Below are 14,806 nucleotides of genomic sequence, written 5' to 3' on the forward strand. Positions count from 1 at the left end.
AGATGAGGTTAGGAGCATATAGTAAAATAGAGTTTATGGTGATGTATTCACGTTTTTTTATAAACAAATATCCGTAAGTAAAGAAGTAGAAAAAAGAGAGCTTCCACCACATGCGTAACTACTCTCAGAATAGGATGGAAAGTGAAATCGAACAGAACGTGTGCGATACAATATATACCTGTTAAGATGATCAAAGCATTTAATAAGGGTTTCATTTGATTGGTTCAGCAGCCTTTACATGAATGTAGTATTCATGTTAAATAATAACATAATTATGGTAATTAAACCTTCGAAGTTTGGGAAATGGTATTATGATTTTAGGTAGTTTTTGATAAACAGCAATAGGAGGAACCATGTTACAAAAATTCGGTTTTTCACAATATGAAAGTCAGGTGTTCGAGGTCCTCGCATCGAGTGAGGAACCGATGGATGCGACGAACATCGTTAAATATTCAGGTGTCCCAAAGTCTAAGATCTATGAAGTGCTGTCTCGCATGATTGAAAAAGGGATGGTCCTGGATTCAGTTTCGGAAAAAAAGAAGCTGTATACGGCGCTTCCATTAGCAATCGTGATTGAAAAGCTGACGACTGAGTTTCAGGAAAACGTGCAGCAGCTTAAAAACAATACGAGTAAGAGAAAGTTCTATGATGAACACGTTTGGAGCCTGAAGGTGGATTCGTCCATTCGCGCACAGACGAAGCAGCTTTTACAAACGGCGGAGAAATCAATTCGTGTTTCTGGCTGGCAGGACGACATCCAGGAGATCTTGCCTTTGCTTCAAGAAAAAGAAAAGCAGGGAGTAGATGTGGAGGTCCTTGTGGTAGGTGAGCTGAAGTCAACACTTTCCCACGTACATACGCTGATCCCGGCACAAGAGCATCATTCGTTGGAAAGGTTCCGCTTAGTGGTCGTTGATGAAACCGAGGTCATCTTTGCGGGTATGGAAGGGCAAAGCTGGCAAGCATTGAAGACTAAATCCCGACCGTTCATAAAAGTTTTCATTGAGTTCTTTTATCATGATGTGGCGTTAGCGAAAATCACCGAAAAGCATTCGGATCTAATGATGAATGATGAAGAAATTAAGAGTGTATTGATGAAGTTGAGGTACTAACAATTAGAAAAATTCCAATTTAGAAAGACGTCTAATAAGGCGTCTTTTTTGATGTCCTTATAAGTGGTTTTTAAAAATATGGACCTATTCACAACTTGCTATCGTCTATTATAGGAATAGGGGTGAACACAATGGAAAATGCTGAAAGTGAATTTAGGTCAAAACCCTGCATACATAGCAAGGAAGAAATGATGATATGGCTTATGAATGAGTATGGGCAAAGTTTAGTGAGGGTGGCCTTTACGTATGTAAAACAGGAACAACTAGCAGAAGATATTGTACAAGAAGTTTTCGTTAAGTGTTATAAAAATTTGCATCTATTTAGGCAAGAGTCTTCTTATAAAACTTGGTTGTATAAAATTACGATTAATCAATGTAAGGATGTTATGAAGAGCTGGAGCTTTAAAAATCTTATACTTTACAATTTTGCGGGTTTTCAATCTAAACCAAACCATGATAAATCACCTGAAGAGGAAATCCTTCTCTATGAAGAAGCAAAACACATTTCGAGTAAAGTAGTATCTCTACCTATTAAGTTAAGAGAAGTTATTATCTTTTACTATTATGAAGAAATGAAAATTGAGCAAATTTCTGACCTTCTAGGTATCAATCAAAATACCGTCAAATCAAGGCTGTTAAGGGGTAAACAACAGTTGAAAAAGAAGTTGGAGAGAGGTGAGCAATATGGAAGATAAACTAAGAGACCTCAAAGAAAAAATGAATAGTACGTTATTGAAAGATTTAGATTTTAATGAAAGACGTCAAAGACATGTTTTACGCGAGATTAAAGGGGAGGAACCACCTTTGTTAAAAATTAATCTATCTCGAACTTGGCGATTTACTCTTAGTACGGTACTTATGACATCCTTATTGTTTGGTCTCTCTATGTTTGTGTCTGACCAACTGGATTATTCTGATAATAGTGATACAAGAAGTGCGGAAAATATCGATAAAAAAGAGAATACCAATAAGGTTAACGATATTCATGAAAATAAGAGGAAAGAATGGAGAGATCTTTCTTCAGTCGGAAATTTGGAAAAACCCGATTTTGCAACGAATGTGAAAGAATGGGTACCGCAAACGTTAGAAAAATTAGAACAACCAGTGCCAGATAAATACCCAGGAGCTGGTGTTGATGAAGGTTATGATATTTATTTAAAATCAGAAATGCTACGTAATATGTTAGGCAAATATATTCGTGTAGAAGGCGAAGACCTAGAAAAGGATTTCCAAAACTTAGGGACTCTTACTGCACTTATTGGTCACGACCAATTTGTTCGTACCGCACACCTTGATTCTAATGGGAACGCAAAAGAAAAGACTGAATATATGAATGAGTGGAAACCTGCAAATGAAGAAACATTAAAAGCGTTTGAGTATATGAAACAGTTGTTACACGATATTGACGTTGCGATAAATAAGGATGGGAAAGGTGAGACGTATGGTGTTTCACATCAATTGGATGGACAAAATGTAAATGAACTTGAAGCGTTATATAGACATTAGCTTATGGTAAAGTTTGATATTTTTAAAAAAGAGGATGGCATCAAAGTTTGCTTTTGAGCCATCCTCTTTTCGTTTTATTTTTCCTCCGAACTCACAACTTCCAACGCCATCTCAATCATATCATTGAACGTCGTTTGACGCTCTTCAGCTGATGTTTCTTCACCAGTGAAGATGTGGTCACTAACTGTTAAGATCGATAGTGCGTTTACGCCGTATTTTGATGCGATGGAGTAAAGAGCTGTTGTTTCCATCTCAACGGCTAGTACGCCGTTCTCAGCTAGTTTTTTCACGATATCCATGCTGTCACGGTAGAACAGGTCAGCTGTTAACACGTTACCCGCTTTGATTTTTAAACCTTTTGCTGTTCCAGCTTCATACGCTTTTCTCAAAAGATCGAAGTTTGCACAAGGTGCGAAGTCGATACCAGGGAACGCTAAGTGATTCATGCGTGAATCCGTAGATGCTGTCATCGCTAGGATTACGTCACGTACTTTTACATCTTGTTGAATGGCGCCACAAGTTCCTACACGGATCAAGTTTTTCACGCCGTATTCACGAATCAATTCATTTGCATAGATCCCGATTGATGGGATTCCCATGCCTGTCCCTTGAACAGACACGCGCTTTCCTTTGTATGTTCCTGTGAATCCAAGCATACCGCGGACTTCGTTATAGCACGTTACATCTTCTAAAAATGTTTCTGCGATATATTTTGCACGAAGCGGATCTCCTGGTAATAGAATGCTTTCTACGATTTCACCTTGTTTTGCTCCAATATGGATACTCATTTGTTCACCATTACAACGAATAAATTGTAATGGTTTCACCTCCTACAAAAATAATTTTCTCTACTATTATCATGCCATAGTTTTCGCAACCTAGCTAATTGTATGTGCGCTGACTTTGGAACTCTTTCGTTTGGTCATCGAAATGACAGCTGTCCCTAAAGCCAGTATAACCAACAATCCGCCGACAGTTGCGTTAGTCTCGACAGACGCGCTCTCAATCACAATTCCGCCAATCATGGATCCGAAAGCAATTCCGAAGTGAAGCGCGGAATTATTCAGGCTTTGCTGGATGTCGGATGTTTCAGGAGACGACTCGATCAAGTAACTCTGCATCGCAGGAGTGATGGCCCAGCTGAGCATGCTCCAAATGATCATCACTACTAAAAACAGCGGAAAAGCAAACGTTGTATATGGAATCAAAAAGATTGAGATACCAAAGATTATTGTAACGCCTAAAATGGTAGGCTTGGTGCCGAATCGGTCAGCGAGCATGCCACCAATCCCGCCGCCAAATACGGCTGCAATACCGAATATCAAGTATACGATGCTGACCCACGTTCCGTTAAGTCCAAGCGTCATTTTTAAAAATGGTGTGAGATATCCGTATAACGTCAAGTGGCCTGCTAAGAAAAGAAACGACGTAATCTGTGCAAATAAGATGCGTCTGTTTTTTAATGTTTGCAGCTGCTGCTTAATTGGAATCGCAGGCTTTGGATCAAGTTGTCCCATAAAGAAATGCACGCCGAGTATGGATAAAACGGTAAGTGCTGTGATTAATATGAATGGTGCGCGCCAGCCGAATGCGTTTCCTAGCATCAAGCCCACTGGGATTCCGAGTACGAGGGAAGCGCTGATCCCCATGAATACGACGCCGATCGCACGAGCTCTGTATTTTTCTTCAACAATATTGGATGCCATTGTTACGCAAAGTACCACGAGTAACGAGCCACTTGCAGCGGACAAGATCCGCGCAAACAATAACATCGTGTACGTAGGACTTACGATAACGAGTGCGTTTCCTAGTAAAAATACGATTAACGCGATGAGGGTTAGTCTTTTTCTCTCTATGTGTGCCGTTATCGTTAGTAAGATTGGAGCTGCGATCGCAAACACGAGTGAGAAAATCGTGATAAGAAATCCAGCTTTTCCAAGGCCAACCCCAAGATCCTCTGCGATAAGATCTAGAATCCCGCCTATAATCAACTCGACCATTCCCACAACAAACGAAACGATCGTTAATAAGTAAACACGTTTATTCACATCTATCTACCTTCTTTTTAATAAAAGTTACCCCTGTAATGGTAACTTATTTGGGAGGTGATATCAATCAAAACTTTAAGAGGAGAAGTGTATTTCTGACTCGTTCTGAAACGTTGTCGGTGAATCGGCGAATGTAAAGATACAATTTTCCACCTTCCCCCAAGTATTCCTAAGATTTATAATGAATTCATAGACAGAAAAAGGGGACATGGGGATTATGACAGATATTCTATGGACGATTTATTTAGGGATTCTCGGTGCTTTTGCGATTGGTTACCTCATAAAAGGTGGCTACAAAACGCACTCTGCAAAACTGGACTTTGTGATCTCAATAATTACGTGGATCGGGTTATTTGGTTATGTAACAAGCAACGAGCTGTTAACACCTTTGGTATGGAAGTTTGTTTTCTTCGGTGGACTTCTGTGGGATCTTGCTTACGGCTTGAAAAGGTTTAATGAAGATGCGAACGAGATTCCAAGAGCGGCTCGACCTGTTGTCTTTGGTCTAACGGCTATTATTATGATTGGCCCGCTGTATTATGGGTTGTTTCGATATGCGTTTTAAAAAAGGAGGAGAGATCATTTCGATCACTCCTCCTTTCCACTTTATTTACCTTTACCAGGACCGACTTTGTGAACCACGGTTGAGGTTTTACTGTTATCTGTTTCAGATGTAGTTGTGAATGTTAGCTCTGTGGGCTTTGGGCCGTTCTTCGCATCGGGGATCTTCACATAAACAGGGACTTGTACGGTTTCTCCAGATTCCACTTCAATCACATTGTTTTCTAACTGAAGTTCCCAGCCAGCTTCTGTTGTTGCATTAAGCCTGAAAAGATCCGTTGCTTCACCTGTATTGGTTACGTTGAAGTTGTAAACAGCTACACGGCCAGGTACAGCAAATTCCTCTGAACCTCTCGCTGCCTGAACGCCGCGTGTATAAGGACCGGCTCCATCCATATGCCTCACAGCCACTCGGTAACTAAGAGCGCCTTGATCATCTACTTTTTTCTTCAACACATAAAAGTGAAGACGGTTGTGCTCGTCTTTATACTCACTCACAACACCATCGGCTGTTCCTGCTTTAAAAAGGGAGTCGGCGAGCTGCTGGAAATCGCCTTTTGACATCATAGCTTCTGTTCCGTCAGGTCGCTTGAAATCCACTTGATTGATGTCTTCTTTATGAGAGTCGATCACCCAGATGTTTGGTGGTGATTCGGTGTTTTTTGTTTTTGCGAGCAATACGCCAGCATCAGGGGCAAATGAATCGTAGCCCACACGGTCGACAACTTCAACTGTATAGTTGTTGTACCATTTTGCACCGCGCTGCATGTCGGCACGCCAGTCATCTTTTAACGAGTTTGCTGGTGTCAGATCTTCCATGGCGATTTGAATTCCGTGGAGTCCCGTGCGTCCAAATTGTTCACCTGTTGGTACTTCACGCGCTAGGATATCTGCAAAAACAGGCCCGGTTTCCGCAAGCTCGTCACGGTTCAAACTCAAATACTGGTCTTCATCCAGAAAACCTTGTTTGATTTTGTTACGCAGCATGTGGTGTGCTGGAGCCGATGCGCCAAGTGGAGATGGCACCATCCATCTCGTGTGCGGTCCGCCTGGGCCGTTGAAGCTGCCTCGGCTCATTAACTCCCACGGACCTGAATAGGTACGAGAAACAGGGTTCGCATAAGGATTGTTGTAGTTGTCACCGAGTTTCATAATGTGCCCGAACTCATGAGCGAAGGTTCCCATACCGTCGTTTTCACCTTGAATGGAAGTTCCGTTGCTCGCGCTAGACCAAATACTTTTAGCCGCATACCAGGAAGTCCATGGTACGTAACGGGTTACGGCTGAATTCGGCATCCCCGCATATGGGGGTCCAAACGGTTTTGTTACAGATTCAGGTGTTTGGAACATCATCTCGCCTAACTCCTGCCACACACCTGATTCGTCATAGCCGGCATGCACGATAAAACGGAAATCGTATTCTTCGCCAGATGCATCGATATCAGCTTGCGCTTTTTGAATAGCTTCCGATCGGAGGGTTTTACCAGTAAAACCTGCTGGCATGTTCTGCATCTGATTAAATTCGTTCAGTCCATATTGAAATTCGTTGTGATCCATGCGGTATGTTCCGAAAGCATCGAGCTCAACTGCCCACTTTCCATAGGAATTCTCCCGCCAATATTCATCGATTGTTCTGTAGTTGTTAAGGGCTTGAGGTTTGTTTAAGAAGTCTAGCCAAAATTGTCCCATCTGTTCTCGAGGGATGTTACCCGTGTTGATGGGGTTGCCGGCAATTTCTGAACCTTCAGGCTGACTGAGGATAAATTCACGATCTGGGAAATCTACGATAATAAGTGCACCTTTAATGACGCGTTCTGGCTGAACATCTGAATTACGCCAATCAATTCCTGGGACTGGTCGGTAATCATTCCACGTCATGTCTCTTGGTAGCGTCCAGGATTCTTTGTCCACCGGTTCAGGGAACGCTGGCAATCCAGGCTTGTCCGCATACGCGGTGGTCGAGACGGTCAATAGAAGCAAACTAAGGGAAAAGGAGGCAAAGGACTTTTTACTCAACATTAACGCAACAACTCCCTATATAAATTGTCTGACAATTTTATAAATAACATGAAATGACTGGTAATTGCATGCAGTAGAACTCGTTTGTCGACAAAACAGGAAGGATATCCCATGTTGGACGTGAGAGGATTGTAAAGTAGGGAAAATAGCGTGTGAGAATAGTGCTAGAAAGGTAGATATAGGACCGTGGATGAATGTAGTGCGCGTAAATCTATGTTTTGCGCGCGTAATTTACCCGCTTGTGGGTGGGAATTTTATTGTAATTGGAAATTCGTATCAAAAACCGTCATGTATCGGATAAGCCCCCCATATAGTAGTAGTAATCATCATACTAGTGGCTTCTTATGTGAGAAATGCCAGTGATTAGAGGAGGGGTCGAATGCTTCATATTGTAGCTTGCATCAAGCAAGTGCCTGATACGAAGATCATCAAGATGAACCCGAAGACGAATACGATGGACCGTGCGAGTGCGCCTGCTATTTTAAATCCATATGACGCGCATGCGGTGGAAGAAGCGGTGCGTTTAAAGAAGAGATACGGCGGGACGGTTTCGGTTCTAACGATGGGACCGCCGCCAGCGGTGAAAGCAATTAAAAAATGCATCGAGATCGGAGCAGACGAAGGCTACATGATCTCTGACCGTGCGTTTGCTGGAGCCGATACGCTCGCAACAAGTTATGCGCTCACAAAAGCGATTGAAAAAATCTCTAAGATCAAACCAGTGGATCTTATCATCTGCGGGAAGATGACGATTGACGGTGACACCGGACAAGTTGGGCCAGGAATCGCGCGGCGGTTAGACATGCCTCCGCTTACTTCCGTCAATAAAGTAAAAGAGATCAACTTGGAAGAAGGGTATGCGGTTGTTCACCGAAAGCTTGAGGATGGATATGAAGTGATTCAGTCGACGATGCCTTGTTTGATGTCAGTTGAAAAAGAGATCAACGAAGTGCCATATTCATCGATGACAAACATGCTGAAAGCGGCTCGTTACCAGCCAGTTATTTGGGCGGTCGCCGATCTAGAGGATGTGGAGAGATCACAGCTCGGATTGAAAGGTTCACCCACCATCGTTTCAAAAGTTTGGGCACCAACAAAACCAAGTGGCGGTGAGATGTTAGAAGGGGACGCAGCCGCGCAAACTGGGCAGCTGCTTAACATTTTATTAGAGAAAAAAGAACTTTTTGCAGTGAAGGGAGGGTCTGGCGTTGAGCTTTGAGGATTACTCTGGTATTTGGGTTTTTATTGAGGTGAAAGACGGTGAGGTTGTTCCCGTTTCGCTCGAGTTATTAGGAGCGGGAAGGGAACTCGCCGATAAACGTGGCACCGAGCTTGCAGGTGTTTTGATCGGAGAGAACGTAACACATCTGGCAGACACGGTGTTTGAGTATGGAGCCGACACCGTCTATGTGTATGACCATGCCATTTTTAAAAACTACCGCACCGAATCGTACATGAAGGCATTGCTGGAGTGCTGCGAAAAATACAAGCCGGAAGTCATTCTGTACGGTGCTACATCAACGGGTAAGGATTTAGCGAGCGCGGTTGCAACAGACCTGCCAACAGGACTCACGGCGGACTCTACCATTTTAGACATTGAAGAAGACACAGGATTGCTGCTAGCGAGCCGACCAGCATTTGGCGGTAACATTATGGCAACAATTCTATGTAAAAAATATCGTCCCCAGATGGCGACAGTCCGACCAAAAGTGATGAAGGCACTCACGCCAGAACCTGGCCGAACCGGTAGATTAGTAGAAGAGAAGACTTCTTTAAAAGAAGATGACATCAGAACAAAAGTGCTGGAAATCGTGCAGCATACAACGAAAAAGGTCAGGATCGATGAAGCGGATATTATTGTCGCTGGCGGAAAAGGGCTCGGCAGTGCCAATGGGTTTCAGCTCGTTCATGATCTCGCTGAAACGCTGGGTGGAGCGGTTGGTGCGAGCCGTGATGTGGTTGAAGCGGGTTGGGTGGAGCACCATCATCAAGTGGGTCAGACCGGTGTGACGGTGACGCCTAAAATTTATTTTGCAATAGGGATTTCTGGAGCAATTCAGCACATTGTTGGGATGCAGAATTCTAGTCTGATTATCGCGATCAATAATGATCCTGAGGCCGCTATCTTCCAATCCAGTCACTACGGAATTGTAGGAGATGCGTTTGAAATTGTACCCCTTTTAATCCAACAATTTAAACAAGCGTTTAACCAGGAGGTGGTAGACCATGTCTGAAAAATTTGATGTAATCGTTGTCGGGGCAGGGCCTGCCGGGATATCCTGTGCGTATGAACTTGCGAAAGCGGGAGTGAATGTTCTTTTAATTGAACGTGGTGAGTATCCAGGTTCAAAAAACGTTATGGGCGGGGTACTCTACCGCAAAATGATGGAGGATGTTATCCCTGAGTTTTGGAAGGAAGCACCCCTTGAGCGACCGATTGTTGAACAGCGATTCATGATGATGGATAAGGAGTCAGCGGTAACGGTCGGCTACAAAGGAATGGAATGGGGCCAAGAGCCGTACAACAACTTTACGGTATTGCGCGCAAAGTTTGATCAATGGTTTGCTGGAAAAGCGGTTGAACAAGGTGCGTTGCTTGTAAATGAAACTGTTGTTTTAGAATGTATCGTTGAGGGCGGAAAAGTAGTGGGTGTTCGAACGGATCGGCCAGACGGCGATCTTTATGCAGATGTTGTGGTTTTGGCGGACGGTGTTAATTCACTATTAGCTAAATCGCTCGGATTTCATAAAGAATTTCGTCCAGATGAAGTCGCACTGGCAACGATGGAAATCATCAAGCTCGATAAAAAAACGATAGAAGACCGCTTTAATTTAGAAGAAAATCAGGGCACAACAATTGAGCTTTTTGGTGACGCAACAAAGGGAATTCTCGGCACTGGATTCCTCTATACAAACAAAGACACGCTCAGTCTTGGGGTTGGTTCACTTCTATCTGGGCTGATTAAGCATAAAATTAAACCGTATGAGTTGCTTGAGTACGTGAAGAACCATCCGATGATTCGTCCTTACATTGCGGGTGGTGAGCCGGTCGAGTATTTGGCGCACATGATTCCTGAAGGCGGCTATAAATCAATGCCAAAAGTGGCGGGGAACGGGGTGCTCGTTGTTGGTGATGCGGCTCAGCTCGTAAATGCCATACACCGCGAAGGCTCGAACCTTGCGATGAAGTCCGGTCAGTTTGCGGCAGAAGCGGTTTTATTGGCAAAAGAACATGACGACTATTCAGAAGCGACGCTCAATCATTATAAAAAGCGGTTGATGAGCAGTTTCGTCGGTCAGGACATGAAAAAGTACAAAGATTCTACGCACCACTTCGATAAGTTCCCGCAGTACTTTGAAAAGTACATCCCGATGGCGAATAAGGCAATGAGTCAGATGTTTACAGTTGATGGCACATCTAAATGGGAGAAACAAAAGAAGATTTGGCGTGATGTTGGGACAGCAGGAGAGAAACTAAAATTAGCTCGTGACGCATACCGGGCGTGGAAGGTGATGAAGTAAATGAGCGAAAGAAAGTGTCAGACCATCGAAGAAAAGCAGTATCTCGTTCGTTTTAACGCAGACACGAAGTCACATCTTACCGTCATGGATGCGGATGTATGTTTGAACCACTGTCCGGATAAAATCTGTACGATCTTTTGTCCGGCAGAGGTGTATAAGTGGGAAGAGATTCGGATGCATGTCGGGTACGAAGGCTGCCACGAGTGCGGAAGCTGCCGAATCGGGTGTCCGCACCAGAACATTAAGTGGGAATACCCAAAAGGCGGGCATGGGATTGTGTTTCGGTTGGGGTAAAGGGGCTGGGATAAAGGGATATTTTTAAACAAGTGTTTAAATGTAAGCCAAAAAAGCACGCTGAGCCGTGCTTTTTTATGCTTTATTTAAGTCTTTATTTAAGTATGCCGGTCTTCTCAATCGCCACTTCAACCTTCGTATTTATCTTTATGGCGGGATAAGTTTTCCCCCAATCAAGAGCTTTCCATGCTGCTGGATCTGATTCTTTTATACTTCTTCCAATTCCTAATACATCACTGTTGGCTTTTTGTGTTTTTTTCATAATCGATTGAGATTTTCTCGTTAAATCCTGAGAAATGGTTTTTTCTAACTCTTTGATCTGCTTTGAGCTGATTTTTTCAGTTCTGGGGTATTGATGAACCATTACTTTAAGGTCCAAATGAATATCAACCATTGGTTTTCCTGAAGCATCTTTCTTTATATCTAACTTCCGCTTGGAATTTTTAATTCGATAGGAAACTTGATTATTTAATTTCTTTTTATCATTCAGATATGATTCTAGATCGACAAGCTCTCCGTAATCATCCATTAATAATAAAAGAAGCGTACATTCTTTTAATGAAATCATCTCTCCAGAATAAGCGTTATTACTGATTAAACCAGCTCCTGATACTCGTATATTGCCATTTCTTTGCTCTAAGATTGGGAGGACAAAGTCTTTTCCTTCTTCATTAAAATAAGTAAATAACGTGTTCAGCGTCCCTTTGGGAACCGTAGAATTGTTTTCAGCAGCATCAATGATTTCATACAATCCAAAGGCAACAGGGTTTGTGCCGATCTCTTTTGTTGATAAGAGTTCACTCGCTTCCACACCCTTTACAATCGCTACTTTACTTCCTAAATAGGGATCAGGAACACGGTAGAAAAAATCGAGATAGGCGTTTAAATTTTTCTTTGCGAAACTTTCTCCGAGCAAAATGATTCGTGACTTTGAAGCGGTTAAAGGACCTGTATAATACGTTCTTAATTCACGGTATGTATCTTCTAAAGAATAACCAGTTGCAGAAGACATCTGATTTTTAAAGTCAAAAAAGTTTGTTCCCTTTGGTATGATGTTAAGGACTACGATCGTAGACTTTATTTTATTATCCTCTAAATCAAAACTTACACCGTTAATCACTTCTTGGTCCACAATTAATTTTTGATCCCAGCAGCCGGTCAGCAGAGGGAAAATGAACAATAGAGTGATTATTTTTTGAGTCGTATTCTTCATCCCTTTATCCCCTTCAGTTTAGCGATTATGAGTAATAGTGCCGGAAAGATAAATACAAAGATGATATTTAAATAGATCATGATACTAGACAGTGATTCTGTCACAGTTAAATTTATTGGCAACAAACCTAAGCATAATAAAATGAAAGAAAGTAAATACACTGATTTTTTCCTCTGAATCGAAAATAATTTCTGGACACCAAGGCTTGCATTAAAAAGCTGAATAACCAGTGTGGTCGATATAGGCACAATCCAAAATGAAAGAAATAGAATATCGATTCTCTCAACAAATTCAAATGACAGACCTCGAAAAAGATATAGTAACGGCGCTTGAATAAGGCTGAGTTGCACGCCGCTAAAGGAAATTACACAAGTGATAAATAAGAATATATACAGCGTAAGAGCAAACAAATTTGCGAACGTGAGAACCATTAAGCTCTTCTTAGGATTTTTTATAAATGGCATGATGAACAAAATGAGCTCAAAACCAATCAATGAAACGAATGCATCAGGACTTGCTTTAATTATTTCTGTAAAACTATTTGAACCTATAGGCTGCAGTCTTCCAAAGTGAATATCTTGCGGGTAGACCAGAATAAGTAAAAAGATCAGGACGATAAACCAAAATGAAAAAAAGAGAAACGATCTTGAAATCGTCAGTATTCGTTCCTTCGCAATATAAGATGTTGCGATCAGCAGCATTAAGATGATCGCCCATCTCGGTGTCTGATGAAGAATCCATGTGTTGATCACATCTGTAACAAGGATCATGAGCAGCAGGGAAAACGAAATAAAATACAACACATAACTTATGTTAACGATTTTTCCTAAAACATTTCCCAGCAGTCTAAGGTTAATTTCATAAAACGTTTCGTTCGGTGACGTTCTGCTTAACGCGACAAGTATAATGATGATTCCTTGTGCCAAAACTCCAGCGATCAGAAGTGACATCCAGCCGTCTTGCTGCACATCGTTATATAGAATATAGGGCAGACCTAGGATACCGATACCGATCTGAGCTTGAATGATTAAGAAAAACAAATTCTTATTCGTGAGCATTCGTATCCTGACCCTTTCTGTTTTTAGGCTTTGTGTTAAAGAATGACTGAAATATTTTAGGTGCCTCCACATAAGCTTTCCCAGCAGAAGTCAGCTTTACAAGGTGTGTCGTATATACCATCAATCCAAATGCGATTCCAATAAAACCGAAAATAGCTGCCAGGAAAATTAATGGAAAACTCATGAGCCGTATGCTTGTACTCATTTCGCCGATTGGAATAACAAAGGATGAAACGGCTGTAATCGCAATTACTACAACCATGGTGTTGGAAATGAAATTGGTTTGAACGATTGCTGAACCGATCACAATAGCTCCTACTGTACCAATCGTTTGTGCAACTGCTGATGGGAGTCTGACGGAAGCTTCCTTCAATAATTCCAAAACAATTTGCATCATGACCGCTTCAATAAGAGGATGAAACGGGACGTTCAAAACGGAAAGCTTGAGTGTGTAAAAAGTGCTCACCGGTAAGATAGCAGAATGATACGCATTAACAGCGATATAAAAAGCCGGGAGTGTGACCGACAAGATAAAAGCCAGTAATCGCAATGAATAGTAAAAAAAGTTAACGAACCAGCGTGAGTTATAATCCTCAGGACTTCTTAAAAAGGAATAAAAAGATATTGGTGTAATCAATGCAGAAGGTTCGTGTTCAAGAAAAATTACAGTATTCCCATTTAGGAGATTAAAGACTGCCCGATCCGGTCTTTCCGTTCGTAAGGATTGCGGGAAGGGGGAATACGGATAATCTTCAAGCGCCTCTTGTATCTGCCTGGAGTTAATGACATCATCATTCTTGATCTTTTCTAACCGGCTTTTGATCGAATGAAGGACAGTCTGATCCACTTTTGACTCGAGATAACATATCGCAACTTCTACATTTGTATCCGATCCATAAGTTTGATATTCCACTTTAAACTCTGGTGTTCTGAGCCTTTTGCGAAGCAACGATATATTTGTAGCGGCGCTTTCCACAAAACTATCATGTGCGCCCATCGTTACTTTTTCGTTCAAAGATTCATTGATCGCACGTTTTTCATCCGATAAAGTCGCAATGGAATAGGCAATTTTGCAGTTCTCCGTAAGCAAAATAGTATTTCCTTCTGCTAAAGAGCTGCTTATGTCTTTATATGTTGTCATGATAGAAAATTGTTTAGTACCTAATGCATTCTCGATATTTTCAGATGCTTGCTTGTTGATGGGACTAATTATATGGAGTTCGATCGATTCTTTATCCGTCATCGTATCAAGGTACAGAAGGATAATCGTTTCACCATGAAAAACTAATTTTCTTCGTTTTAAATCCGCCGTCTGCTTCATTTTTTTTTCTATTATTTCTAAGTTTTGCGTTAGATCAGAACTAAGCAATTCATTATGAGATTCGGCCATATGGCATCCATCTTCTTTCTTTAAAGTCGATAGTATGCAGTATAGACGTGAATGAAGGTGAATATTCCATGAAGAGGTGATAC

General features: G+C 41.8%; 14 protein-coding genes. 8 read left to right on the forward strand and 6 right to left on the reverse strand.

The window, feature by feature from the left end:
- Positions 1-353 precede the first annotated feature (353 nt).
- The 3 genes from QUF49_RS02995 (at position 354) to QUF49_RS03005 (ending at position 2,618) form a co-directional block, all read left to right on the forward strand.
- On the forward strand, positions 354-1,112 hold the full coding sequence (locus QUF49_RS02995; RefSeq protein WP_289494264.1) for a TrmB family transcriptional regulator: 759 nt from the start codon (positions 354-356) through the stop codon (positions 1,110-1,112).
- 131 nt (positions 1,113-1,243) lie between these two features.
- Entirely contained in the window at positions 1,244-1,807 is a 564-nt protein-coding gene (locus tag QUF49_RS03000) for a sigma-70 family RNA polymerase sigma factor (protein ID WP_289494265.1), read from the forward strand.
- Positions 1,797-2,618 carry a hypothetical protein gene (locus QUF49_RS03005; RefSeq protein ID WP_289494266.1) on the forward strand — a complete coding sequence of 274 codons (822 nt, stop codon included), beginning with the start codon at positions 1,797-1,799 and terminating at the stop codon, positions 2,616-2,618. Before QUF49_RS03000 ends, QUF49_RS03005 begins: the two co-directional genes overlap by 11 nt.
- A gap of 74 nt (positions 2,619-2,692) precedes the next feature.
- On the opposite strand, the gene deoD is transcribed toward QUF49_RS03005, so the two are convergent.
- Complete coding sequence (gene deoD / locus QUF49_RS03010; RefSeq protein ID WP_289494267.1) at positions 2,693-3,406, reverse strand: purine-nucleoside phosphorylase; 714 nt, start codon at positions 3,404-3,406, stop codon at positions 2,693-2,695.
- Positions 3,407-3,496: 90 nt separating this feature from the next.
- A complete protein-coding gene (locus QUF49_RS03015; protein ID WP_289494268.1) occupies positions 3,497-4,666 on the reverse strand; it encodes an MFS transporter in 1,170 nt (389 codons plus the stop codon).
- A gap of 208 nt (positions 4,667-4,874) precedes the next feature.
- Here QUF49_RS03015 and QUF49_RS03020 point away from each other — a divergent pair, with 208 nt between their 5' ends.
- Positions 4,875-5,231: a hypothetical protein gene (locus tag QUF49_RS03020; RefSeq protein WP_289494269.1), complete on the forward strand. Its 357-nt coding sequence runs from the start codon at positions 4,875-4,877 to the stop codon at positions 5,229-5,231.
- 41 nt (positions 5,232-5,272) lie between these two features.
- Here QUF49_RS03020 and QUF49_RS03025 read toward each other — a convergent pair whose 3' ends face one another.
- Positions 5,273-7,246 (reverse strand): M6 family metalloprotease domain-containing protein, encoded by a 1,974-nt coding sequence (locus QUF49_RS03025; protein WP_289494270.1) that lies wholly within the window; start codon positions 7,244-7,246, stop codon positions 5,273-5,275.
- Positions 7,247-7,625: 379 nt separating this feature from the next.
- On the opposite strand from QUF49_RS03025, the gene QUF49_RS03030 reads away from it, so the two are divergent.
- The 4 genes from QUF49_RS03030 to QUF49_RS03045 are packed head-to-tail and all read left to right on the forward strand — an operon-like array spanning position 7,626 to position 11,062.
- The gene (locus QUF49_RS03030) at positions 7,626-8,465 is read left to right on the forward strand and encodes an electron transfer flavoprotein subunit beta/FixA family protein (protein WP_289494271.1); all 840 of its coding nucleotides are present in this window, start codon (positions 7,626-7,628) and stop codon (positions 8,463-8,465) included.
- Positions 8,455-9,480 carry an electron transfer flavoprotein subunit alpha/FixB family protein gene (locus tag QUF49_RS03035; protein ID WP_289494272.1) on the forward strand — a complete coding sequence of 342 codons (1,026 nt, stop codon included), beginning with the start codon at positions 8,455-8,457 and terminating at the stop codon, positions 9,478-9,480. The genes QUF49_RS03030 and QUF49_RS03035 overlap by 11 nt, the downstream gene beginning before the upstream one ends.
- Positions 9,473-10,768 carry an FAD-dependent oxidoreductase gene (locus tag QUF49_RS03040; RefSeq protein ID WP_289494273.1) on the forward strand — a complete coding sequence of 432 codons (1,296 nt, stop codon included), beginning with the start codon at positions 9,473-9,475 and terminating at the stop codon, positions 10,766-10,768. The genes QUF49_RS03035 and QUF49_RS03040 overlap by 8 nt, the downstream gene beginning before the upstream one ends.
- Entirely contained in the window at positions 10,769-11,062 is a 294-nt protein-coding gene (locus QUF49_RS03045; RefSeq protein ID WP_082820778.1) for a ferredoxin family protein, read from the forward strand.
- Between the two features lie 94 nt (positions 11,063-11,156).
- On the opposite strand, the gene QUF49_RS03050 is transcribed toward QUF49_RS03045, so the two are convergent.
- From QUF49_RS03050 to QUF49_RS03060, 3 genes are read right to left on the reverse strand one after another with little or no spacing between them, the layout of a single operon-like run.
- Positions 11,157-12,275 carry a Ger(x)C family spore germination protein gene (locus tag QUF49_RS03050; RefSeq protein ID WP_289494274.1) on the reverse strand — a complete coding sequence of 373 codons (1,119 nt, stop codon included), beginning with the start codon at positions 12,273-12,275 and terminating at the stop codon, positions 11,157-11,159.
- Positions 12,272-13,333, reverse strand: a complete 1,062-nt coding sequence (locus QUF49_RS03055; protein ID WP_289494275.1) for a GerAB/ArcD/ProY family transporter — start codon at positions 13,331-13,333, stop codon at positions 12,272-12,274. The genes QUF49_RS03050 and QUF49_RS03055 overlap by 4 nt, the downstream gene beginning before the upstream one ends.
- Entirely contained in the window at positions 13,320-14,723 is a 1,404-nt protein-coding gene (locus tag QUF49_RS03060; RefSeq protein WP_289494276.1) for a spore germination protein, read from the reverse strand. The genes QUF49_RS03055 and QUF49_RS03060 overlap by 14 nt, the downstream gene beginning before the upstream one ends.
- Positions 14,724-14,806 lie beyond the last annotated feature (83 nt).

Source organism: Fictibacillus sp. b24 (genome assembly GCF_030348825.1).
Classification (GTDB): domain Bacteria; phylum Bacillota; class Bacilli; order Bacillales; family Fictibacillaceae; genus Fictibacillus.

Coding starts and splice junctions, on each gene's coding strand:
- QUF49_RS03050 (WP_289494274.1), bottom strand. CDS start 12,275: ATGAAGAATACGACTCAAAAAATAATCACTCTATTGTTCATTTTCCCT.
- QUF49_RS03025 (WP_289494270.1), bottom strand. CDS start 7,246: ATGTTGAGTAAAAAGTCCTTTGCCTCCTTTTCCCTTAGTTTGCTTCTA.
- QUF49_RS03020 (WP_289494269.1), top strand. CDS start 4,875: ATGGGGATTATGACAGATATTCTATGGACGATTTATTTAGGGATTCTC.
- QUF49_RS03040 (WP_289494273.1), top strand. CDS start 9,473: ATGTCTGAAAAATTTGATGTAATCGTTGTCGGGGCAGGGCCTGCCGGG.
- QUF49_RS03000 (WP_289494265.1), top strand. CDS start 1,244: ATGGAAAATGCTGAAAGTGAATTTAGGTCAAAACCCTGCATACATAGC.
- QUF49_RS03055 (WP_289494275.1), bottom strand. CDS start 13,333: ATGCTCACGAATAAGAATTTGTTTTTCTTAATCATTCAAGCTCAGATC.
- QUF49_RS03030 (WP_289494271.1), top strand. CDS start 7,626: ATGCTTCATATTGTAGCTTGCATCAAGCAAGTGCCTGATACGAAGATC.
- QUF49_RS03045 (WP_082820778.1), top strand. CDS start 10,769: ATGAGCGAAAGAAAGTGTCAGACCATCGAAGAAAAGCAGTATCTCGTT.
- QUF49_RS02995 (WP_289494264.1), top strand. CDS start 354: ATGTTACAAAAATTCGGTTTTTCACAATATGAAAGTCAGGTGTTCGAG.
- QUF49_RS03005 (WP_289494266.1), top strand. CDS start 1,797: ATGGAAGATAAACTAAGAGACCTCAAAGAAAAAATGAATAGTACGTTA.
- deoD (WP_289494267.1), bottom strand. CDS start 3,406: ATGAGTATCCATATTGGAGCAAAACAAGGTGAAATCGTAGAAAGCATT.
- QUF49_RS03060 (WP_289494276.1), bottom strand. CDS start 14,723: ATGGCCGAATCTCATAATGAATTGCTTAGTTCTGATCTAACGCAAAAC.